The sequence below is a fragment of the Croceibacterium xixiisoli genome, assembly GCF_009827305.1.
Classification (GTDB): domain Bacteria; phylum Pseudomonadota; class Alphaproteobacteria; order Sphingomonadales; family Sphingomonadaceae; genus Croceibacterium_C; species Croceibacterium_C xixiisoli.
Window position 1 is genome coordinate 198412 of the sequence record NZ_WTYJ01000003.1, and the last position, 23340, is coordinate 221751.

Consider the following 23340-nt stretch of genomic DNA (forward strand, 5'->3'; position numbering starts at 1 on the left):
CGGTACAAGCCCGCCGCCCCAGCATCGCCTTATTCGGCGGCTTCGACCTGCTTCACATAATCGCGCGCCGCGATGAAGCGTTCGGCATCCAGGGCTGCCATGCAGCCGGTGCCAGCGGCGGTAACAGCCTGGCGGTAAGTGTGGTCCATCACGTCCCCGCAGGCGAACACGCCGGGGACGGCGGTCTTCGGCGTGCCGGGCTCGACCACGATATAGCCGCTGTCATCCAGCTCCAGCTTGCCCTGAAACAGCTCGGTCGCCGGCGCATGGCCGATCGCGACAAAGGCGCCATCGACTTCCAGCTGCGATATCTCGCCGGTGACCGTGTCTTCCAGTTCCAGCGCGGTCAGCCCGCCGACCATGGGATCGCCGATGAAGCGGCGGACCTGCTTGTTCCACAGCGGGCTGATCTTCTCATGCGCGAACAGCCGGTCCTGCAGGATCTTTTCCGAACGCAGTTCTTCACGGCGATGGACCAGCACCACTTCGGTGGCATGATTGGTCAGATACAGCGCCTCTTCCACGGCGGTGTTGCCGCCGCCGATCACGGCCACGCGCTTCCCGCGATAGAAGAACCCGTCGCAGGTGGCGCAGGCAGAAACACCCTTGCCGCCCAGTTCCTGTTCGCCCGGCACACCCAGCCATTTGGCCTGGGCCCCGGTGGCGATCACCAGCACATCGCCGATATATTCATCGCCACTGTCCCCCACCGCGCGGAACGGGCTGCCCCCGGCGATATCGATATCGGTGATCGTATCCCACAGCATCCGCGTGCCGACATGTTCGGCCTGCGCCTGCATTTCCTGCATCAGCCACGGGCCCTGGATCACATCGCGGAAACCGGGATAGTTTTCGACATCGGTGGTGATGGTCAGCTGGCCACCCGGCTGCAGCCCCTGCACCACGATCGGTTCCATCCCGGCACGCGCGCCATAGATGGCGGCGGAAAGCCCGGCGGGGCCCGATCCGATGATGAGCATTCTGGTCTTGTGGGTGGTCATTCTGCAATTCCGTCCGAAAGTGTCAGCCCGCGCGGTAATACGCGCAGGCCCTGAGTCAATCTGTCACGCTATCAGCGTGTGCTTGCCTACAGATGGGGTGGGCGGCCTGCCTTCGCCAGACACCCATCGTCATACCAGTGCGTGGGGGCGTGACATTCGCGCAATCTGCCATACCATCGGCCTATGACGCGTGGCGGCTACACCTAGATCATGATCAACAAGCGCGCGGGTGCTGTATATCGGTGTCCCGGCAGGCGAATGGACCCGGACAGCATCCGTTCCGTCATCAACCCCGGCGGTCGCATGGTGATGTGGCCCGGGGAGTGGACCGGCCCCCGCATTTTCCGTATTCGGTCGGGTGCCGGGGGCGCAAATCTGAAGGCGGTGGACTAGCCGCCTTCGTTTGGAACATAATAGGAACATTATCTCGATTCGAGGCCTGTTCCGCAATGCCCCCCACTGCTCTTTCCATCCCCGGGTCGGCGCCCCCCGCCACATCTGCTCTGGAAGCTGTACCGATACCGGCGCTGACTGCGGGCCGGCTGCATGAAATTCATGCCGGGATGGAAGACTGGGCCAGCGCGCTGGCCTTTGCGCTGGCGCCCCCGCGCTCTGCCGGATCCGCGGAGGACAAGCCGATCGTACTGTTGCGATCACCCGCACGCAGACGCACGCAGTTGATGCCCTGTGGCGAAGGCTGGCTGCAGCTGGGGATTTCTCCCACGCGGCTGGTGCTGGTGCGGGTGGCGGATGATCTGTCGCTGCTGCAGGCGGGGCTGGATGCGGCGCGTTGCCCGCAACTGGCGGCGGTGGTGCTGGAAAGCTGGGGCGATTGCGCCCGCTATGATCTGACTGCCAGTCGCCGGCTGGTGCTGGCGGCGGAAAAATCCGCCGTGCCGGTCATCATGCTGCGCGGCGATGCCGCCCCGCGCACCAGCGCCGCGCACAGCCGCTGGATAATCCGCAGCCGGCCCTCCCAGGCTCTGCCCCAGGCGGGGGTGACGGCCTGGTCGGCAGCAGCCCCCGGCCCGCCCATGATCGAGGCGGAACTGTTGCGTCAAAGGGGCGGGGCGGCGGGGCTGTGCTGGCATTTGCAATGGAATGAAGACGATGGCTGTTTCCGGGAAATCCCCGCCCGATCGGGCTTTGCCGCCCCGCCCGACATCCCGGCAGACGCCCGGCAAGCGCCGCTATCTGGCGCTGTGGTTCCCCTGGCTGCCCAGCGAAGTGGCGAGCCGGAACCAGGCCGGCAAGCCGGATATGCCGCCGCTGCCCTTCGCGCTGGTGATCCGGACCGGCAATGCCCTGCGCCTGGCGGCCGTGAGCCCGATCAGCGCGCAGCAGGGGCTGAAACCGGGCATGACGCTGGCCGATGCGCGGGCCCGCTGCCCCGATCTGGCAACATCGCCGCATGATCCGGCCGCCGACGCGGCCGAGCTGGAGCGGCTGGCGGCCCTGATGATGCGTTTCACTCCCATGGTCGCCAGCGAACCGCCCGATGGGCTGATATTGGACATCACCGGTTGCGGCCATCTGTTCGGCGGAGATGAGGCACTGGCCCGGCTGGCGCGGGAGGATGCTGGGCTGCGCAGCCGCCATGCCATCGCCGGTCATGCCGCCGCTGCGCGGGCGCTGGCCCGGTTTGGCGCTTCGGAGACAGCAGAACAGACGATCGGCAGCCTGCCGGTGGCGGCGCTGGAATTGCCGCAGGCCGCACTGGCGGGATTGCAGCGCGCCGGGCTGGTCACGCTGGGTGATCTCGCCTGTCGCCCGATGGCGGGGCTGGCGGCGCGGTTCGGGGCCGATGCCGTCACCCGGCTGCGCGCCATTCTGGGGGAGGTGGAGCGGCCGATCAGCCCCCGCAGCGAAGCGGCACCGATCCGGGCCGGCGCGCGCTTTGCCGAACCGGTCCGCCATGTCGATGATGCGCTGGAGGTGATCGAAACGCTGCTGGGCGCCATCGCCCGGCAGATGGAAGATCGCCAACTGGGCGGACGACGCTTTGCCGTGCAGCTGGAACGCGGCGATGGTGCCCGGCGGCGGTTGATGGTGGAAACATCCATCCCGCTGCGCGATCCCGCCCCGGTGATGCGGCTGCTGCGCGAAAGGATCGAGCATCTGGCCGATCCGATCGATCCCGGATTCGGCTTTGACGCCATCGCGCTGGCCGTGCCGCGCACCGAACCGCTGGCCGCGCAGCAGGTTGGGCTGGATGGCGAGGATCCGCTGCAAGACGATGTCGCCGCGCTGATCGACCGGCTGGCCACACGATTGGGACCGGATGCCGTGCGCCGGCTGCACCCGCAGGATCGCCATATTCCCGAAAGCGCCCAGCGCTGGTTGCCCGCGACACAGCGCCCCCCGGCAGACTGGACGGACAGCCCCCATCCTGCCCCTCCACTGCCCCGCCCCGCCCTGCTGCTCGATCCACCCGAACGGATCACCACCATTGCCGAGGTGCCCGATGGCCCGCCGCAGCAATTCCGCTGGCGCGGGCAAGCCTATCGCGTGCGCATGGCCGAAGGGCCCGAACGGATCGCCCCGGAATGGTGGCGCAGCATGGATGGGCATGCCGGTGGGTCGGGTATCGGCTTCACCCGCGATTATTACCGGGTGGAAGACAGCGCGGGGCACCGTTTCTGGGTGTTCCGCCATGGGCAGTTCGGCGAACGGAGTGATCTGCCCGAAACCCCGCCCTGGTATCTCCACGGCCTGTTCGCATGACGGATTTTGCCGAGCCTGTCGCGGCCACCAGCTTCAGTTTCCTGCGCGGGGCATCCCAGCCGGCGGATATGGTGGCGCAGGCACGTCATCTGGGGATGAGCGGCATCGGCATTGCCGACCGCAACACCGTGGCCGGGGTGGTGCGCGCCTGGCGGGGGTGGAAGGATGTGATGGATGCAACCGGCGGGCGGGATGCGGGCGAGTTTCGCCTGATCGTCGGCGCCCGGCTGGTGTTTGCCGACGGCACGCCGGACATCATCGCCTATCCCACCGATCGCACCGCCTGGGGGCGGCTGACCCGATTGCTGACGCTGGGCAATCGCCGCACGCACAAGGGGGAATGCGAACTGCAGCTGGCCGATCTGCTGGCCCATGCAGAGGGAATGGCGCTGATCGCCATGGATGGGGATGCGCCGCTGCTGACCCGATTGCGTGAGGCCACGGCGCATCTGTGGCTGGCCGCCAGCATGCCGCGATCGGGCCATGACGCACGCGAATTGGGGCGACGCATGGCCTTGGGCGGGGAAGCCGGCGTGCCGCTGATCGCCACCAATGATCCGCTTTATGCCAAGGCGGATTGCCGCGTGCTGCAGGATGTGATGACCGCCATCCGCGAAGGGGCGCGGGTGCACACCGCCGGGCGCCTGCTGGCCCCGCATGCCGAACGCCATCTGAAACGCCCGCAGGAAATGGCCCGGCTGTTCGCCGCCTGTCCGCAGGCGCTGACTGCCACGCAGGATCTGTTCGATGTGATCGGCTTCGATCTGGGCCAGCTGCAATATCAATATCCAAACGAACCCGTGCCGCCGGGCTGGGCAGCGCAGGACTGGCTGGAAGAACTGGTCGATCGCGGGGGGCGGGAACGCTTCCCTGACGGGTTGCCCGAAAAATACCAGACGACCCTGGCGGAGGAATTCCGCCTGATCCGCAAGCACAAGTTCGCGCATTATTTCCTGACCGTGCACGACATCGTGCACCACGCCCGCAGCCTGGAGCCGCCGATCCTGTGCCAGGGGCGCGGCAGCGCGGCCAATTCGCTGGTATGCTATTTCCTGGGTGTCACGCCGATCGATCCGGTGGAACAGAAATTGTTGTTCACCCGCTTCCTGTCCGACGTGCGCAATGAACCGCCCGATATCGATGTCGATTTCGAACATGAGCGGCGTGAAGAGGTGATCCAGTATATTTACAGGCGGTACACCCGTGATCGCGCCGCCATTGCCGCCACCGTCATCCATTATCGCCAGCGCAGCACCATCCGCGAAGTGGGCAAGGTGCTGGGCCTGAGCGAGGATATCACCGCGCGGCTTTCCGGCACGATCTGGGGAACGCGCGGCGGCCCGGTGGCGGAAGAGCGGCTGACGCAGGCGGGACTGGATGCGAGCAGCCCCGAGCTGATCCGCCTGCGCGACATCACCGAGCGGTTGCTGGAATTCCCGCGCCATCTGTCGCAGCATGTCGGCGGCTTCGTGCTGACCGAAGGCCGGCTGGATGAGCTGGTGCCGATCCACAATGCCGCCATGCCCGATCGCACCTTCATCGAATGGGACAAGAACGACATCGAGGAATTGCGCTGGATGAAGGTCGATGTGCTGGCACTGGGCATGCTGACCGCGATCCGCAAGAGTTTCGACCTGATGCGGGAGCATGGGCTGGGCGATTTGACGCTGGAGAGCACACCCAAAGAGGACGAAGATACTTATATCATGCTCCAGCAAGGTGACAGCATCGGCACCTTTCAGGTCGAAAGCCGCGCTCAGATTGCCATGTTGCCGCGCATGAAACCCAGGGAGCTGTATGATCTGGTGATCCAGGTGGCGATCGTGCGGCCGGGCCCGATTCAGGGCGGCATGGTCCATCCCTATCTCCGCCGTCGCAATGGGGAAGAAACACCCGAATGGCCGGGGCCGCGCGGCGAAATGAAGGGCTTGCTTGGCAGGACGCTGGGCGTGCCTTTGTTTCAGGAACAGGCGATGAAGCTGGCCATCGTCGCCGCAGGCTTTACGCCGAGTGAAGCCGATGGCCTGCGCAAGGCCATGGCGACATTTCGCCGCACCGGCACCATGCCGCGTTATGAGGAGAAACTGATCGAAGGCATGGTGGCGCGTGGATATCAGCGGGAATTTGCCGAGCGCTGCTTCAAGCAGATCGAGGGGTTTGGCGAATATGGCTTTCCCGAAAGCCATGCTCAGGCCTTTGCCTGGCTGGCCTATGTTTCCAGCTGGTTGAAGTGCCACCACCCGGCAGTGTTTGCCTGCGCTCTGCTCAACAGTCAGCCGATGGGGTTCTATGCCCCGGCGCAGCTGGTCGGCGATGCGCGGGACCATGGGGTGGAGGTACGACCGATCGATATCGGCAGCAGCCTGTGGCACAACACGCTGGAAGGGCGCGGAAATATCCTGCGGCTGGGTCTGCGGCAGATCGACGGTTTTCGGGAGGAGTGGGCGCAAGGCATCAGGCAAGCACGCTCCACCGCGCCCTTTGCCAGCCTGGAGGATCTGGCCCGCCGCGCCGCCCTGCCTACACGCGCGATGACCCTGCTGGCAGATGCCGATGCGCTGGGATCGCTGGGGCAGAACCGCCGCAATGCCGGCTGGGAAGTCCGCCGCCTGCCTCCACAGAAGGCGCGCCAGCAGGCTGAACAATTGTCCTTGTTTGCCGCCATGGACGCGCCCGAACTGGGCACCGAAGCCGATGCCGCTCTGCCGGCCATGCCGCTGGCGCAGGAGGTGGTGGCCGATTACCAGACCCATCGCCTGTCGCTGAAAGGCCATCCGATGCAGTTTTTGCGGGGGGAGCTGACGGGGCGGGGGATCCTGAGTTGTGCGCAGGTCAATGCGGCGAAGGATGGCGCGCCGGTGCTGTGCGCCGGGGTGGTGCTGGTGCGGCAGCGGCCGGGCAAGGGCAATGCCATTTTCATCACAATCGAGGACGAGACCGGGGTGGTCAACGCTCTGTTATGGGCGCGGGATTTCGAGGAGCAGCGGGGCGCGGTGATGGCGGCGCGGCTGATGCTGATCCGGGGCGTGATCCAGCGCAGCAAGGAAGGCGTGACCCATCTGATGGCCAAGACCATCATCGACCAGACCGAATTGCTGGCACGCCTGGACAGCGCAGGAGAACGCGTGGTGACGCCCAGCCTGCGCCAGCATCCGCGCCAGGTGCGCATTCTGCCCAAATCGCGCGACTTCCATTGAGTCGTCCAAGCCCATCATTTGTTGATATGCGCAAGATTACCATCATCCATTTGGGATATATTGCTTATGCGAATCTGTTGCAAATGCATCACAGCAACAAAAGCAATCTCTGCGCAGCCAGCTGAGTGTAGCGAAAATGTGGAATCTATCCCGAACCAATTTGACCCATTCAAGCAATAAAAAGCCGATGAGATTGCGATAGTTATCTGGCGTATGAGCGACTTGCCGGATACAAAAATCCAACAAATTTCGCATTGTAACAAAATATTTCTGTCGCCCTGGTGCTGTTGACCCTCCCCCGCCGATATCTCAACAGCGCGCCAGTTCTTGATAATCAATTTCAATATCACTCGACGGACGATAGGGGTTTCAGTGACCATTCTTGCAACGCGCACCGCGCGGCAATTCTGTGCGGGCGCCAGCCTGCTGGCGATCGCGCTGATGGCGGCACCGGCACAGGCCGCAGACAATGCAGCGCTGGCCGAGAATGCTGCGGCCGCCGAAGAAGCACCGGGCAACACCATCGTGGTGACTGCCGCCGGTTTCGAACAGAAGATCACCGACGCACCGGCCAGCATCACCGTGGTCACCGCCGAAGAGTTGAAGCAGCGCCCCTACATGACGCTGATCGATGCCGTGCGGGACATCGAAGGGGTCGACGTCGGCGAAACGTCGGACAAGACCGGCCAGCGCACCATCAGCATTCGTGGCATGGGCGCCGATTACACGCTGATCCTGATCGACGGCCGCCGCCAGAACAACCATGGCGACATCTATCCCAACAGCTTCGGCGGCAACCAGTTCAACCACATTCCGCCGCTGGATGCGATCGAGCGGATCGAAGTCATTCGTGGCCCCGCCTCGACGCTGTATGGCGCCGACGCGCTGGGCGGCGTGATCAACATCATCACCAAGAAGGTGCGCGACCGCTGGAGCGGATCGGCCACCTTCGGCCGCAGCATCCAGGAAGACACCACTTTCGGCGATGACATGACGTTCGACGCCACGGTCAGCGGCCCGGTGATCCCTGGCCTGCTGGGGCTGAGCCTGCGGGGCGCGCTGTACAAGCGTTATCCGTCCGAGCCCGATTTCGCCCCGGTGATCGATCCGGCTGGCGTTTCGCATGCGCGTGGCCTGGGCTTCGGCGGTGGCGGCAAGACCGTCGACAACACCAATACAAACTATGGTGGATCGCTGAGCCTGACCCCGTTCGAAGGCCACAGCTTCATCTTCGACATCGATTATTCGCGTCAGAAGTACAACAACACCCCGATCGTGAATCCCGACACCGGCGAGATCACCTATCCGCTGGGCACGCTGGACGGCATCGACAGCATCTGGCGCGCAACCCGCAATGTGGTTCAGCCGCGCGTTGGCTATACCGAAAATCAGGTGTTCGACCGGTTGAACTGGTCCCTGACCCACAATGGCGACTGGGGCTTCGGCCGCAGCTTCATCTCGCTGGCGCGCGTGGAAACCAACAACAAGGGCCGCACCATGCCCTTCTCCGTCGCCGAACGCCTGCTGCTGCAGGACATGTGGAATGGCACGAAGCCTGAATATGCCGGCATGTCCGAGCAACAGCGCAAGGATCTGGCCGAAGCCACCTTCCTGCCGCGTCCGCTGCGCACGCTGGAAAGCGCGCAATACACGCTCGACGCGCGGCTCGACATGCAGGTGGCCGATTTCGTCGGCAAGCATCACATCGTGGTCGGCGGCCAGTATATCGACGGCGAACTGGACGACGGCGTGTTCGGCCTGGAACAGTCGGTCGGCGGCATCGAGGCCGTGCAGGCCCACCGGATCTGGTCGGTCTTCGCCGAAGACAACTGGAGCCCGATCGACATTCTGACGATCACCGGCGGTATCCGTTATGACAACCACAATCTGTTCGGTGGCCATGTCAGCCCGCGCATCTATGCCAATCTGAACATCACCCCGACCCTGACGGTCAAGGGCGGCGTCAGCACCGGTTACAAGACTCCGAAGACGACCGATCTGTATGACGGTATTCGCGGATTTGGCGGTCAGGGCACCAGCCCTTTCATCGGCAATCCCGATCTGAAGCCGGAAACCAGCACCAACAGCGAAATCGCAGTCTACTGGAATCCGACCCAGAACAGTGGCATCAACGTCACGCTGTTCCACAACAAGTTCAAGGACAAGATCGCATCCACCACGGTGGAGCCCTGCGCCGTGACCGATTTCGTCCGCCCCTGCGCCAATCTGGGTGATTATTACGAAGTCCTGGGCCTGGGTACGACGATCAGCGTGCCGATCAACATCGACGAAGCCCGCATCCAGGGTGCGGAAGTCGCCGGTCGTGTCCAGTTCTTCGACGGATTGTCGCTGCGCGCCAATTACACCTATACCGACAGCGAACAGCAGAGCGGTGCCGATGCCGGCCTGCCCCTGACCAACACCGCCAAGCATATGGCCAATGCCACGCTGGACTGGAAACCGACCCAGAGCCTTTCGGCCCAGTTCAACTTCGAACATCGTTCGGATCGCTATCGCGGTGTGAACGCCGCCGGCGACCATCTGTATTACAAGGCCTATCAGGTGTTCAACCTGGGTGCCCAGTATAGGATCAACGATTACTTCACCATTGGCGGCCGGGTGAACAATCTGTTCAATCGCGACTTCACCGCCTATGATACCACATTCACGGAAACGGCGCCCGGATCCGGCGTATACACGCCGACCTATATCGATCACTACAACAACAAGGACAAGGCGCGCAGCTATTGGGTCAGTCTGAACGCTTCGTTCTGATCCCGATCGCGTCCTGAAACAAAAGGGCGGGGATACTCCGGTGTTCCCGCCCTTTGCATATCCGGGTCAAACGCCATCCGGCAGCAGGAAGGCCTGGATGGTGAAAGCCCCCGGATCTTTGCCCTTGAGCGCAGGGTCGAATTTGTAGCCGATCTTGCCATCCATGGTGTAGCCCACGCGGCCGACGCGGGTGATCGAGGCGCTGGCGCCCAGACCGTCCCTGATGGTGGTGATGGTGGCGCGATCACCCTGTATATCGACCAGCGTCACGCGGCCGCCGGTTCCCTCTGCCTGGAGGAAGCGATTGCCGCCCACGGGCCGCAACCCGTCCGGCCCATCGACAGCTTGCGAGAGAACCAGATTGGTCAAACCATCATAGCTGCCATCGGCCTTGCGGCGCACGCGCTGGACCTGATTGGCGCGGACATTGTTGATGTACATCGCGCCATCGTCAGCAAAGGCGATGCCATCCACGCCGATCAGATTTTCACCCGCCGCGAACAGGTCCAGCGTGGCGCCGCCGGGCTTCAGCGCGAATATCCGCCCACCGGATGTCTCGGTGGCGAAGACCGTGCCATCGGCCGCAATAGCAATGTCGTTGCAGGCGGCCGGGCCAGCGGGGAAATCATGGCTGGCGGCCAGTTTCCCGTCAGACAGGCGGAACGCCTTGAGCGCCGAAGGCTTTGCTGCGCCGGCGGGCGGGGCGAAAAAATCGGGGTTGGAGCAGACCCACAGCAGCCCGCTGGAATCATGCGCCAGCACGCCGAACAGCGACTGCAGACCATTGGCGGCATCGGGCCGGATCCACGGCACTGCCTGGGCGGCGCCGGCCTGCGCGCGATAGATGATGCCCGCCCCGCTGCCGAGATAGAGATTGCCCGCCTGATCGGAGGTAATGCTTTCGGGAAATACCTCCGTCCCGGCGATGGGGATGTCGCGCGGTGCGGCGCCCTGTTGAGCCCCGAGCTCGGCTGTGGCGCAGCCGGCCATCAGGATTGCGGCAAGCGGCAGCAGCGATCGACGCAGGCCAGCGCGAGCGGATTGATACGGCAAAGGCAGTCTCCCTGTTCCGGCGGTCATTCGCCTCCGGTGATCGCGCCGATGATAGGGTGGCGCGCCGAAGAGGAAAGCCTCAATTCACCCGAAAGCGCCCCGGCGTCAGTTCGAAGCGACGCTTGAACGCGCGGCTGAAATGGGCGCCATCCTCAAACCCATTGGCGAAGGCGATCTGCGACACAGACTGCTGCGCCTTGCGCGGATCGCGCAGATCCTCCGCCGCCTGTTCCATGCGGCGACGCCACAGATAGCCGGCGATGGAACAGCCGAATTTCTCATGCATCAACTGATCCAGTCGCCGCCGGCTGATCCGCTGATCATTGGCGATATCTTCCGCTGTCAGCCGGGCCACCGACAGATTCAGTTCGATGAATTCCACCGCCCGCTGCACGCGCCATTCGCCGGCATCGGGTACCATGGCGATGGGTTCGGTCACCCCCAACAGCTGGATCATCGAGCCGATCATGGCCAGCCTTTGCGATTCGCCCAATTGGCCGACATGGCGGCTGAAGCTGACCAGCGTATCGGCCAGCACCCGCGTGCCGCAGTGATCGCCTGACAGCACGGTGCCGAACAAGCGTTCGAGATCCGGATAGCGGCTGAGCGCCGCTCCGCGCGGCAGGCGCAGGAACAGAATGCCCCCGAAATCATCGGTTTCCAGCCGGAAGCCATGCTGTTCATCGATCAGGCACATATCCCCTTCGCGCAGGCGGGCGCTGGCACCGCCATGGGCAACCAGCGAATGGCCGCAGGATTGCACCATCAGCGACAGGGGTGGCGGAGTGGGGGCACTGCCCGGCGGGCGATAGCGCACCTCTGCCGGGGCGGATTCGATCAGGCACAGTTCGGCCTGGCCCATGGCAAACCGGTCGACCCGGCCGGCCTGCGGACCATCGGCATCGATGTGTACCGAGATTCCGGGAAACAGCCCACGGATCATGCCATCCCAGGCACCGGTCCGCCGACCGACTTCGATCTCTCCCAGATCAAGGAAAGCGCTTTCCGCCACCTGGACCCCCATTTCCATTATCGACAATCCGCCCCGCCAGTTCGGTCAAAGCGTACCGTTTTTTCATTGCCTATGGTCACCAGGCAGGATTGGCAAGCCGATCGCTGATCCAATCGACGAGGTGGACCCGGCGCAAGCCCGGGCCGAAAAACAAACCGGTTCCCGCCCGCACCGCCGCACAGGCCGGGCGGCAGGGATCGCAAGGGAGAGAAGATTTATGACCAGGCCGCACCGGGCCGCGCTGTTGTGTCGCGCCCTTTCACCACTGACGATCATGGCTCTGGCGGGGATGGCCACCCCCGCATTGGCGCAGGAAGCGGCACAAGCGGCGCCTCCGCCGGCTGAGGAAAGCGCCAGCAATGAAATCGTCGTGACGGCGCAGTTGCGGGCGCAGAATGTGCAGGACATTCCCCTGTCGATCACCGCCATCAGCGGCGAATTGCTGGAAGCCCGCAGCCAGACCCGGCTGACCGATATTGCCGCCCAGGCGCCGAACGTGCTGCTGCAGCAGAACCCGTCCGGTCAGGGCAATTCCATGCGCGCCTTCATCCGTGGCGTGGGCCAGGCGGACCAGAGCCCGTCGGTGGAGCCCGGGGTCGGCATCTATGTCGACGACATCTATTACGGCACCGTCACCGCCGCCGCGTTCGATCTGACCGATCTGGACCGCGTGGAAGTGCTGCGCGGGCCGCAGGGTACATTGGCAGGGATGAATTCCGAAGGCGGCGCGATCAAGCTCTATTCCCGCAAGCCGGCGGGCGAAGGCGGTTTCCTGGAACTGACCCTGGGCAGTTACGGCCGCCACGACATCAAGGGCAGCGCCGATTTCACCGTGGTGCCCGATGCGGTGTTTGCCCGCATCACCGGGGTGACACGCAACCGCAATGGCTTCGTCACCCGATATGATTATGCCTGCATGAATCCGGATGATCCCGATGTGATTTCAGGCGCGATCCCGCGTCTGGCATCGGGCAGCGACTGCAAGACCGGCGAACTGGGCAATCAGCAGATGTATGCGCTGCGCGGATCGCTGCGCATCGCCCCGGCGGGAAGCCCGCTGGAGATCAATATTTCGGCCGATTACACCAAGGACACGTCGGAAATGCAGGCATCGGTGCTGATCGCCAGCGCCGAATCCGCCAACAAGGGGACGGCCAATCCGTCCGATCGGTCGGGCCTGAGCGTGCCCTATCAAGGCGTTGCCTATGACGATCGCTTCGTCACCTATGGCCAGTACCGCCGCCCGGGCGCTGTGCTCAACGATCCCTATGCCAGCTATGCCAATTTCTACGACCCGGGCGTGATGTTCGAAGCGGCCGATGCCGGCACGGGCCCAGGCGCATCGATAACGCCGGGTGCAAGGCTGGGGCCGTTCATCGCCCCTTCGGCGGCGCAGGTCGATGGTTGGGGCATTTCCGGCACGATTGATTACGAACTGGGCGACAATCTGGCGATCAAATCGATCACCGGTTACCGCGATCTGACCAGCAACAGCGGATCGGACAACGACCATTCCCCGGTTGTGTTCATTCAGGATCATTCGATCTATTCGCATCGCCAGTTCAGCCAGGAACTGCGCCTGTCGGGCAGTTTTGCCGATGACAGCCTGCATATGGTGCTGGGCGGGTTTTATTATGATGCCGCCACCCGCTATGACGCGCGCATCCATACGCCGTTTTCCGGCTTCTGCCCGGCGGCGACACCGTGCTTTTCCTTCCTCAATGACGATACGGCCGATCTGACGACCTATGCCGGATTCGGCAATGTGGCCTGGGACATCACCGACAGGCTGACGCTGGAAGGCGGCATCCGCGTGTCGCACCAGAAGAAGGAATATACCTACAAGCGGCTCAACCCGGACGGGAATGGCGATTACCTGCCGCTCAGCAACCCCAACAATCCGCTGACCGGCCAGGTTGGCGTCTATAGCGAAACGCTGACCGATTACCGCGCGGTGGCATCCTATCGCTTCACGCCCGACATCATGGCCTATGCCCAATATTCCACCGGCTTCAAGGGCGGCGGGGTGGCGCCGCGCCCCTACAGCTTCCGCCAGATCCGGCCCTTCGGCGCGGAAAAGCTGAAATCCTATGAAATCGGTTTCAAGGCCGACCTGTTCGACCGGTTGCTGCGCATCAATGGCGATGTGTTCCACATGGATTACACCGGCTATCAGGGCACACCCAATGTCTGCCTGGACAGCGACAACAACCAATTGCCCGAGGATCAGGGCGGGATTCCCGGTCTGTGCGGGCAATATCTGAACATTGGCGATGCGCGGGTCAGGGGCTTCGAACTGGAAACCACGCTGCGCCCGGTTCGGGGGCTGACGATCGACGGATCGCTGAGCCTGACCGATTTCAAGTTCACGTCGATCAACTATCCGACCACCGCCATTGTCGTGGGTTCCAGCCGCCCCGGCATCGGCGAATGGCAATGGAGCGTGGGCGCGCAATATGAAGCTGATCTGGGTGACAGCCTGGGTACGCTGACCCCGCGCATCGATGTGGCCTACACGCCCGGATATTGCGGCAATTTCGAATGCCACCCCAATGTGAATGTCGACAGCTTCACCATTGCCAATGCCCGGATCACCTATCGCTCACCCGATCGCGACTGGACCGTGGCGCTGGAGGCGACCAACATCTTCGACAAGGTGTATTACCTGAACAAGCTGACGACATTTTATGTCGTCGGCCAGCCCGGGCGCCCGCGCGAGGTGGCGCTGACCGTCCGGCGCAATTTCTGATCCCCTGGCAGCAGGCAGCGCGATTGATCGAAGCACACGCTTCACAAGCGCGCCGCCTGCCGCCATGATCACATGACAAGAACAATAAGATGCCTGCCGCAACCGGCGGGCCGGGAAACAAGGGCCCGATCGTGATGGGAAAGACGCTGCGCAATTGGGCGGCAGGATGGGCGGGAGCCGGTGCGCTGGTGCTGGCGGGCTGCGTGGCCGCTGACAATGCGCCGGTCGGCACCACAGCCGCCACTGCGCCCGCCGGCCCGGCCGCTGTCAACACCGCGCGGATGCGCAGCATCGATGCGCCGGGCAATGTCGGCAATTGGATGAGCCATGGGCGCGGGTGGGATGAAACGCGCTTCAGCCCGCTGGAACAGATCAACGCCGGCAATGCCGATCAGCTGGGCCTGGCCTGGTTCGACGATCTGGAAACCTATCGCGGCATGCAGGCCACCCCGCTGGTGGTCGATGGAGTGCTGTACAATGCGTCCGTCTTCAACGTCGTGACCGCCTATGACGCGAAGACCGGGCAGAAGCTGTGGACCTATGATCCGCAGGTGGCGCGCGAATTCGCCCGGTTGGCCTGTTGCGGGCCGAGCACGCGCGGGATTGCTGCCTGGAACGGCAAGATCATCATCGCCGCGCTGGATGGCCGGCTGATCGCCGTCGATGCCAAGACCGGCAGCAAGGTGTGGGAAACGCAGACCTTCCCCACCGATGAAGCCTTTTCCATTACCGGCGCGCCGCGCGTCTATGATGGCAAGGTGATCATCGGCAATGGCGGCGCCGATTACGGCGTGCGCGGTTTCGTATCCGCCTGGGACGCGGAAACCGGAGCCAAGCTGTGGAAATTCTACCTCGTGCCCGGAGACCCGGCCAAGGGTCCCGATGGGGAGGCATCGGACAGCGTGATGCAGCGCGCGGCCGCCACCTGGACCGGGGAATGGTGGAAGTATGGCGGGGGCGGCACGGCGTGGGACAGCTTCGCCTATGACCCCGAACTCAATCTGGTTTACATCGGCACCGGCAACGGCGGCCCGCATGTGCAGCATTTCCGCAGCCCGCAGGGCGGCGACAATCTGTTCCTGTGTTCGATCGTCGCGGTCGATGCCACCAGCGGCGAATACAAATGGCACTATCAGATGGTGCCCGAAGAAGAGTGGGATTACACCTGCACCCAGCCCATGGCGCTGGCCGATCTGGAGATCGGCGGACGCAAGCGGCAGGTCATCATGCAGGCGCCCAAGAACGGGTTCTTCTATGTGATCGACCGGGCCACCGGCGAATTCATCAGCGCGGAAACCTATGTGCCCAACACCTGGGCCAGCAGCGTGGACCCGGTAACCGGGCGCCCCAATGTGCTGCCCGATGCGAAGATCACCACCCAGCTCCATCTGATGAGCCCGACCTGGATGGCATCGCACAGCTGGAATCCGATGAGCTACAGCCCGCTGACGGGCCTGGTCTATCTGCCGGCGCAGGAACAATGGGATATCTATGCCCGCCTGCCCGACGACCAGTTCCGCTGGGTGCCGTTCCGATCCAATTCGGGGCGCGATTTCACCAGCCAGCCGGAAGAACGCCGCCGGTTGCAGGAGATCGCCAATTCGCGGGAGAAGGGCTATCTGCTCGCCTGGAATCCGGTGACGCAGAAAGAAGCGTTTCGCGTGGCCTATCCCTATCCCGGTTCGGGCGGGGTGCTGACCACGGCTGGCAATCTGCTGATCCAGGGGACGATCGAGAAGAATTTCGCGATCTATCGCGCCGACAATGGCCAGCTGTTGTGGCAGATGCCGGTGCAGAATGTCGGGATCGCCGGCCCGATCACCTATATGGTGGATGGCGAACAATATATCGCCGTCAATGTCGGCTGGGGCGGATCGCCCGTCTATGGATTGAGCCAGATCCCCGGCGGTTTCCAGCATTCGACATCACGCCTGCTGGTGTTCAAGCTGGGCGGGACGGCCCAATTGCCGGCCATGCCGCCGCCGAGCGAACTGCCGCGCCCGCCGTTCCTGCGCGCCGGGGAATCGCAGGTGAAGGAAGGCCAGGCACTCTATTCCCAGACCTGCCGCAGCTGCCATGGCGAAAATGCCGTCGGCGGGCTGAAGGATCTGCGCTGGATGACGCAGGCCACGCATGATGATTTCCTGAAGATCGTGCTGGAAGGCAGCCGCGCAGACAAGGGCATGGCCAGCTTTGCCGATGTGCTGAGCCGCAATGAGGCCGAGGCGATTCATGCCTATCTGATCGCGCGGGCCAATGAAGACTGGCAGGATGCCGCCGCGCAGGGGAAATAGAGCTGGCTAAAGCTCGCACAGCATAATCAGGCCGGTTGGATGACCGGCGAGGGAGAGAATGTGATTACACGCCTATCCGCAACCGCCGCGCTGCTTCTTGCCGGGGCAGCAGCCCTGTTGCCAGCCACCCCGGCCCTGGCGCAGGCGCCGGGCGAAGCCAGCGCCGTGCCCGACCGGTCGTGTGACCGCGCCTGCCTGATCGATGCGCTGCGCGACCATATGAAGGCGCTGGCGACACGTGACCCCTCCGCCCTGCCGCTGAGCCGGGGGGTGATCTTCACCGAAAACAACGTGCCGATCAAAATGGGCGAAGGGCTGTGGCGCACGGTCACCGCCGTCGATGAAACCGGGCTGGAGGCGGCCGATCCCACCACCGGCAATGCCGCCTGGTTCGGATCGGTGCGCGAGCACGGCGTGCCGGCCTTCTATGCCGTGCGCATCCACATGAAGGACGGCATCATCGACGAGATCGAGAGCGTGGTCCACCGCAAGACCAGCCTGCCCGCCCCCTATGGCGATGCGGAAAACATGGTCCATGATGATGAGTTCAACCAGATCCTGCCGCCCGAACAGCGCCGCAGCCGCGAACGCATGCTGGCCATCGCGGACGCCTATTTCGATACGGTCGAGGTGAATGACGGGCAGGTGTTCGCGCCATTTTCCCAGGATTGCGGCAGGCTGGAAAACGGCATTTCCACCACCGCCCCGGCGCCCGCAGCGGGCGGCGTGACCGGTGGCGGCGGCAATGCGGCGTCGATCGCCACGGGTTGCCGCGAACAGTTTCTGCTGGGCATCTATCGCATCAACAAGCGGGTTCGGCGCGATTTCTTCATCGTGGATGAAGAACGCGGCGTGGCGGTGGGGCGTGGGTTCTTCGACCATGCCAATGAATGGGATCGCTACAGGCTGACCGACGGGCGCGAGATGCGCACCGCGCTGAAATGGCCCAATTCGATCACTTTGCTGGAAGCGTTCCGCATCCGGAATGCCGAAATCTCCCGCATTGAAACCGTCTTCACCTATGTGCCCTATTTCATGCACAACCCGTTCTGGGGCCCGCATTCGCCATCGCCCGAACCGCGCCCCGATGCGGCCGCTTGCGATACGGCCTGCGTCACCACGCATACCAATGCGGTGATGGCGGCCTATCCGGTGCGCGGCGCTTGGGAGAAACTGCCTTGGGCCAATCGCGTCGGCTATGCCGAAAACAGCGTCGGCATCCGGATCAATGAAGGCATCTGGCAAGGCGTGACCGCCGTGGACAGCAAGCCGCTGGTGGTTGGCGATGCCGAGACCGGCAATGGCGTGTGGATCGGGCGGATCGAAGAACATGGCCAGCCGGCCTGGGCCGCGATCACGGTGCGCAGCGCCGGGCGGCAGATCGACGGGATCGACGCGCTGATCCGGCGCAAGGAATATGGCCCGCCCTATGCCGAACCGCAGGGCGCACCGCAATTTGCCAACCTGCCGCAGGCGCGCCGAACGTCACGCAATGACATGAAGGTGGGCGTGGCCGGGTTCTATGCCGGACTGACCGGGCGCGGCCCGGCATCCGAAGCGCTGAGCGATGGCTGCCAATGGACGGTCAATGGGCAGGTGCTGGGCCGCTGCACGGCCAATGGGCCCGGGCAAGGCGTTGGCGGACAGGGCGCCGGGATCGGCACCATTCGCGACAGCGGCCTGCTGGCCGTGGACGAGACCCGCGGGCTGGCGGTGTTCCGCCGGTTCGAAGATATGCCGGCGACCGGCGGCGGCTATCCGCTGACGCTGCAGGTGGTGGATGTGTTCCGGTTCGAAAGCGGGAAGATCGCCGCGATCGAGAGCTTCACCTCCGAACTGCCGATCGGGATGCGGCCGCATTGATCGCGGGCGGGCATGGGCGCGGGACTAATGCTTCGCGCCCACCTGCCTGAGATCCTGGCCTTCGCCAGGATGACGTGAGGGGTTTAAGAGCAACAGCCATTTGCTGCTGTCAATCGCCCGACATCGCGCTATGTTTTTCCAAACAAAAAACACAGCGTCGAGGGGTCAAGTGAACACAGACGAGCCGATGGGCATTCCTGCCCCCGCCGCCGATGGCGCCCGTTACAGCAGCGTTGCAATGGCGTTGCACTGGCTGATCGCGCTGGCGCTGGCGTTTCAGCTGGCCCTGGGCTTTGCCATGCCGCGCGATGCGAGCGGGTTTGCGCTGTATCAGTTTCACAAATCCATCGGCATCACGATCCTGCTGCTGACTGTGTTGCGGATCGTCTGGCGGTTGATGCATCGACCCCCGCCGGCGGTGGAGGGCGGGTTCAACGGTTTTCTGGCGAAGGCCGTGCATGTTGGGCTCTATGTCTTCATGATCGGGGCGCCGCTGACCGGCTGGGCCATGGTGTCCACCGATGCGCTGAAGATCCCCACCATGCTGTTCGGCGCTATTCCCTGGCCGCATCTGCCGCTGCCGGCCGGCATCAACGGATCGATGGAAGACGCGCATGAGCTGCTCGCCTGGTTCGGGATCGCGCTGTTCCTGCTGCATGTGGCCGGGGCATTGCGCCATCAGCTGGTGAAGAAGGACAATCTGCTGCGCCGCATGGCGCCCGGCGGTGCGGCAGCGGCGGCATTCGGCCTGCTGGCGCTGGTCGTGGTCACCTATTTCGGCACCGGCATGTATGTGGCGAGCACATATCTGGTTCCTTCGCTCGAACGTCAGCAGACGGCCGAGGCGCTGGCGGTAGCGGCGCCGGAGGCTGTGCCCGAGGATAGCGCAACACCGGAACCGGAGGCGACGCCAAGTGATGCGGCAACGCCAGAGGCCGAAGCCAGCGAGGCGGCGGCCGAAGAAGATACCGCTGCCGGCCCGCCGCCGGTGTGGGCGATCCAGCCGGGCAAGCGGCTGGGCTTCACAATCGACAATGGTTCGGGCGGGCTGCGCGGCAGTTTTTCCGACTGGAGCGGCACGATCCAATTCGATCCGGACAATTCCGAAAGCGCCGATATCCGCATCAGCATCAAGCTGGCCAGCGCATCGATGGGCGATGCCACGCAGGACGATATGCTGCAGGGCGCGGAATTCTTCGGCACCGCCGCCAACCCCACCGCAACCTGGCGCAGCACATCGGTGCGCAAGACCGGTACCAATCGTTATAGCGCGCAGGGCACGCTGTCGCTCAACGGCGCCAGCCGCCCGCAATCGCTGAGCTTCACCCTGTCCGGCAGCGGGCTGCGCCGCAATGTGGAAGGCAGCGCCACGATCGATCGCAATGCCTTCAAGGTCGGGGTCGGATCATCGGCAGAGGGGCTGGCCCCCAATGTCGCGCTCAGTTTCGCTTTCGACGCGGTTGGCCGCGCCCCGTAAAGGATCATCACTGCATGACCTATCAACCGCTGATGCGCCCCGGCCTGCCGCCCGAAGCCGCGCCGAACAAGCCGCCGATCCCGCGCTTCGGCCACCGGATCGAACCGGTCGCATGGCAGGATGAGGCGATCATCGTCGAACGCGATCTGCCGATCCCGCTGCGCGACGGAACGGTGATCTATGGCGATGTCTATCGCCCGTCGGAGGTGGCGCATGATCTGCCGGTGATCCTGAGCTGGAGCCCCTATGGCAAGCATGCCCAGTCCAACCAGGTGTTCTGGCCGCCATCCGGGGTGAACCCGGAATGGCTGTCTCCGCTGACCCCCTTCGAAGGGCCCGACCCGTTCGACTGGTGCCCGCGTGGCTATGCCGTGGCGGTGATCGATCCGCGCGGGGCCTGGCGGTCGAACGGCGATTATTATCACAATGGCCCGATCGAGGCGCAGGATTGCTACGACACGATCGAGTTCCTGGCCGCGCAGCCATGGGCCAATGGCCGGGTGGGGATGACCGGGGTCAGCTATCTCGCCTGCATCCAGTATATCGTGGCCGGGCTGCAGCCGCCTTCGCTCAAGGCGCTCAACCCGTGGGAGGGATTTTCCGACTGGTATCGCGAATTCGGCACCCATGGCGGGATTCCGGAAACCGGCTTCGCCCCGCGCGCATCGGACAATATCCAGTATGGCCCGAACCTGACCGAAAACACCTGGGAGCAGATGCAGCGCCACCCGCTGCTGGATGAATATTGGCGCAGCAAGCAGATCGATCTGACCGCGATTACCCAGCCCTGCTGGGTGGTGGCCAGCTGGGCCGATCAAGGGCTGCACACGCGCGGTACGCTGGAAGCGTTCAAGCAGATGGCCAGCCGCGAAAAATGGCTGGATATCCACGGGCAGAAGAAATGGGCGCATTATTATCTGCCCGAGAGCACCCGGCGGCGGCACAGCTTCTTTGACCATTTCCTGCTGGAACCGGGATGCACCCTGCCGGCCTGGCCGCGCGTGCAGCTGGAGGTGCGCGAAGCCGCCGGCGTGGCTGCGACGCGGGCAGAAGAGGATTATCCACTGCCGCGCCAGCAGCCGACGGCGCTTTACCTGGCGTCCGGTGAGGCGCTGCAAGCTGACCCCGCATCGCCCGCGCGGGTGGAGTGGGACAGCGCACATGACGAGGTGGTGTTCGATCATCGGTTTGACACCGACAGCGAGTTTACCGGCCATGCCGCGTTGCGGCTGTGGCTGGAGGCACCCGATGCGCAGGATGCCGATATCTTCGTGGCGCTGGAAAAGCTGGACCGGGCGGGCGAGCCGGTCGGCTTCACCTTCTACGCCTTCTACGAAAACGGGCCGGTGGCGCTCGGCTGGCTGCGTGCCACCCACCGGGCGATCGATCCGGACCGGTCGAGCGATCTGCAGCCGGTGCATCCGCATGATCGGGAAGAGCCGCTGCCTGATGCGGGCCCCGTCTGCTGCGATATCGAGATCTGGCCGTCGTCCACCCTGTTCCGTGCCGGTGAAACCCTGCGGCTGCGCATCGGCGGGCGTGATCTCTATCGCGACGCCCTGCCGCGCCTGCCCTTTGCCCGGCATGAGGACACGCGCAATCGCGGGCGGCATGTGCTGTATTGCGGGGGCGAATATGACAGCCGGTTGTTGCTGCCGCTGATCCCGGCGGCCAGCAGCTGAGCCACGCACGCTCCGCCGCAAAACCACTTCTCCGCGTGGTATGGCCGCTTGACCATTTCTGCGACGGAACAGCAGATCACGGCATCAGCAATTGCGGGGATGCGCCATGGCCAAGAAGAAGAAACGCCTGCCGAAGGATTTTCGTGATCTGCTGGAACAGGGCGATCTCGCCGCGCTGACGGCGGTGTTCGACAGTTGTGAACTGGATGCGCGCGATGGGCCGGGCGGGTCCACGGCGCTAGGCCTTTATGGCTGCACACCCGAGCTGGCGCGCTGGCTGGTCGATCAGGGGGCGCAGATCGATGCCGATTGCGGATATGGCAATACGCCGGCCAGCCGGCATGTTTCGACCGGTAATGATGCGCTGGTGACTCTGCTGCTCGACGCTGGAGCCGCGATGGACACGGGCAAGGAAACGCTGCTGCAACGCGCGGCGAGCAGCATCAAACCATCAACCGTGCGCCTGCTGCTGGATCGTGGGGTGGATCCGCTAGCCACGGGGCGGGACGGCGACAATGCGCTGACCATCGCCCTGCGCAGTTGCCGCAATGCCGCCCTGCCGCAGATGGCGCTGCTGGCCGAATATCTGATCGATGCCGGAACGCCGGTGACCGAAGACATGCGCGAAACCGTGCAGCGGATCGGTAAGGATTTCGAATTCCACCGGGCTGGGTTCAATCCCGATTTTCTGGCGGAAACCGACGCGGCACTGCAACGGCTGTATCAGCTGTTCGCCGTGGATGCGGCGCCCGTGCGGCGGAGCCACAATGGCACCGACCCGATCGTGGCCAAGCCGGGCGGCTGGCGCGAGCAGCATCAGGAATTGTGGGAATGGCTGATCCCATCCTCCGGCGCGGCGGAGACCGTGCAGGGAGAAGTGATCCGCATTTCCGGACGCGTGCATATCGAACAGGCGGAGAATGGCGGCGGCAATTGGGATGCCGGCTATCGCAAGATGTTGTCCGCGCTGGTCGATCATCTGGGATCGGGCGAGGCCCTGCCCCCGGCCGATCTCGATCGAGCGCGTGATTATGCCGAGGATGCCAGAGGCGGCAGTGGATCGGATGAGGCGCTGGCCGGGCTGTGCGAACTGGCGGTGCAATGGGTTGCCGCCAATCCGGCGCCGGTGATTCTGGGCAAGCCTGCCTATACGCGATAGCATGGCGCATGGTCTGGGATCTTCGCGCCGCACTGCTGAAGAAGGAGGAATTCGAATCCGCCCGGCTGATGGATTTTGAATTCCGCCAGCGCGCCCGCGCTACGCGGTTGCTGGCGCGGATGCTGGGGTTGGAAGAAGAGCAGCTGGTGCGCGAAATCGCGGTGCAGGATGAAGCCGGAGTGGTTGCGCTGGCGGCAGAGGCTGCTCGGCTGGAGCGGGAGACGGTGGCCGCGCAATATCGCCAGTGTCTGGCCCAGGCCCGCAGTGAGTTGATCAGCGAACGGGGCGACCCGTCACCGCACCGGTTGGGTTAGTCAGATCCCTGACGCCCAAGATACCAGCTTTCGCTGGGAG

At 64.1% G+C, this 23340-nt stretch carries 14 protein-coding genes; 10 read left to right on the forward strand and 4 right to left on the reverse strand.

Annotated features, from left to right (window positions below; genetic code table 11):
* Nucleotides 1–29 precede the first annotated feature (29 nt).
* The gene (gene trxB / locus GRI97_RS14605; protein ID WP_161391948.1) at nt 30–1001 is read right to left on the reverse strand and encodes a thioredoxin-disulfide reductase; all 972 of its coding nucleotides are present in this window, start codon (nt 999–1001) and stop codon (nt 30–32) included.
* A 1227-nt stretch (nt 1002–2228) separates the two neighbouring features.
* On the opposite strand from trxB, the gene GRI97_RS14610 reads away from it, so the two are divergent.
* Nucleotides 2229–3725, forward strand: a complete 1497-nt coding sequence (locus GRI97_RS14610; protein ID WP_328598569.1) for a Y-family DNA polymerase — start codon at nt 2229–2231, stop codon at nt 3723–3725.
* The gene (locus GRI97_RS14615) at nt 3722–6922 is read left to right on the forward strand and encodes an error-prone DNA polymerase (protein ID WP_161391950.1); all 3201 of its coding nucleotides are present in this window, start codon (nt 3722–3724) and stop codon (nt 6920–6922) included. The genes GRI97_RS14610 and GRI97_RS14615 overlap by 4 nt, the downstream gene beginning before the upstream one ends.
* A gap of 14 nt (nt 6923–6936) precedes the next feature.
* On the opposite strand, the gene GRI97_RS14620 is transcribed toward GRI97_RS14615, so the two are convergent.
* Nucleotides 6937–7302, reverse strand: coding sequence for a hypothetical protein (locus tag GRI97_RS14620; RefSeq protein ID WP_161391951.1), 366 nt, complete (start codon nt 7300–7302; stop codon nt 6937–6939).
* Here GRI97_RS14620 and GRI97_RS14625 point away from each other — a divergent pair.
* Nucleotides 7295–9697: a TonB-dependent receptor domain-containing protein gene (locus tag GRI97_RS14625; protein WP_202392779.1), complete on the forward strand. Its 2403-nt coding sequence runs from the start codon at nt 7295–7297 to the stop codon at nt 9695–9697. The two genes, GRI97_RS14620 and GRI97_RS14625, sit on opposite strands and share 8 nt — an antisense overlap.
* A 66-nt stretch (nt 9698–9763) precedes the next feature.
* Here the strand turns inward: GRI97_RS14625 and GRI97_RS14630 are convergent, their stop codons facing one another.
* Both GRI97_RS14630 and GRI97_RS14635 read right to left on the reverse strand, forming a co-directional pair.
* Nucleotides 9764–10687 carry an SMP-30/gluconolactonase/LRE family protein gene (locus tag GRI97_RS14630; RefSeq protein ID WP_161391952.1) on the reverse strand — a complete coding sequence of 308 codons (924 nt, stop codon included), beginning with the start codon at nt 10685–10687 and terminating at the stop codon, nt 9764–9766.
* 142 nt (nt 10688–10829) lie between these two features.
* The gene (locus tag GRI97_RS14635; RefSeq protein WP_161391953.1) at nt 10830–11780 is read right to left on the reverse strand and encodes a helix-turn-helix domain-containing protein; all 951 of its coding nucleotides are present in this window, start codon (nt 11778–11780) and stop codon (nt 10830–10832) included.
* 199 nt (nt 11781–11979) lie between these two features.
* Between GRI97_RS14635 and GRI97_RS14640 the strand changes: the two genes are divergently transcribed.
* The 7 genes from GRI97_RS14640 to GRI97_RS14670 all read left to right on the forward strand — a co-directional run bounded on the left by GRI97_RS14640 (nt 11980) and on the right by GRI97_RS14670 (nt 23300).
* Complete coding sequence (locus GRI97_RS14640) at nt 11980–14511, forward strand: TonB-dependent receptor (RefSeq protein ID WP_161391954.1); 2532 nt, start codon at nt 11980–11982, stop codon at nt 14509–14511.
* An 89-nt stretch (nt 14512–14600) separates the two neighbouring features.
* Nucleotides 14601–16805, forward strand: a complete 2205-nt coding sequence (locus GRI97_RS14645) for a PQQ-dependent dehydrogenase, methanol/ethanol family (RefSeq protein WP_235917859.1) — start codon at nt 14601–14603, stop codon at nt 16803–16805.
* A 39-nt stretch (nt 16806–16844) separates the two neighbouring features.
* Nucleotides 16845–18668 (forward strand): hypothetical protein, encoded by a 1824-nt coding sequence (locus tag GRI97_RS14650; RefSeq protein ID WP_161391955.1) that lies wholly within the window; start codon nt 16845–16847, stop codon nt 18666–18668.
* Nucleotides 18669–18837: 169 nt separating this feature from the next.
* Entirely contained in the window at nt 18838–20145 is a 1308-nt protein-coding gene (locus GRI97_RS14655) for a cytochrome b/b6 domain-containing protein (protein ID WP_328598570.1), read from the forward strand.
* A gap of 14 nt (nt 20146–20159) precedes the next feature.
* Nucleotides 20160–21827 carry a CocE/NonD family hydrolase gene (locus GRI97_RS14660; protein ID WP_161391956.1) on the forward strand — a complete coding sequence of 556 codons (1668 nt, stop codon included), beginning with the start codon at nt 20160–20162 and terminating at the stop codon, nt 21825–21827.
* Nucleotides 21828–21933: 106 nt separating this feature from the next.
* Nucleotides 21934–22986 (forward strand): ankyrin repeat domain-containing protein, encoded by a 1053-nt coding sequence (locus GRI97_RS14665; RefSeq protein ID WP_161391957.1) that lies wholly within the window; start codon nt 21934–21936, stop codon nt 22984–22986.
* An 8-nt stretch (nt 22987–22994) separates the two neighbouring features.
* Entirely contained in the window at nt 22995–23300 is a 306-nt protein-coding gene (locus tag GRI97_RS14670) for a hypothetical protein (RefSeq protein ID WP_161391958.1), read from the forward strand.
* Nucleotides 23301–23340 lie beyond the last annotated feature (40 nt).

Bases quoted from the DNA above. Each gene is read 5' to 3' on its own strand.
- trxB (WP_161391948.1), bottom strand. From the start codon at position 1,001: ATGACCACCCACAAGACCAGAATGCTCATCATCGGATCGGGCCCCGCC.
- GRI97_RS14615 (WP_161391950.1), top strand. From the start codon at position 3,722: ATGACGGATTTTGCCGAGCCTGTCGCGGCCACCAGCTTCAGTTTCCTG.
- GRI97_RS14620 (WP_161391951.1), bottom strand. From the start codon at position 7,302: ATGGTCACTGAAACCCCTATCGTCCGTCGAGTGATATTGAAATTGATT.
- GRI97_RS14630 (WP_161391952.1), bottom strand. From the start codon at position 10,687: ATGGCCGGCTGCGCCACAGCCGAGCTCGGGGCTCAACAGGGCGCCGCA.
- GRI97_RS14635 (WP_161391953.1), bottom strand. From the start codon at position 11,780: ATGGAAATGGGGGTCCAGGTGGCGGAAAGCGCTTTCCTTGATCTGGGA.
- GRI97_RS14640 (WP_161391954.1), top strand. From the start codon at position 11,980: ATGACCAGGCCGCACCGGGCCGCGCTGTTGTGTCGCGCCCTTTCACCA.
- GRI97_RS14645 (WP_235917859.1), top strand. From the start codon at position 14,601: ATGCCTGCCGCAACCGGCGGGCCGGGAAACAAGGGCCCGATCGTGATG.
- GRI97_RS14650 (WP_161391955.1), top strand. From the start codon at position 16,845: ATGACCGGCGAGGGAGAGAATGTGATTACACGCCTATCCGCAACCGCC.
- GRI97_RS14660 (WP_161391956.1), top strand. From the start codon at position 20,160: ATGACCTATCAACCGCTGATGCGCCCCGGCCTGCCGCCCGAAGCCGCG.
- GRI97_RS14665 (WP_161391957.1), top strand. From the start codon at position 21,934: ATGGCCAAGAAGAAGAAACGCCTGCCGAAGGATTTTCGTGATCTGCTG.
- GRI97_RS14670 (WP_161391958.1), top strand. From the start codon at position 22,995: ATGGTCTGGGATCTTCGCGCCGCACTGCTGAAGAAGGAGGAATTCGAA.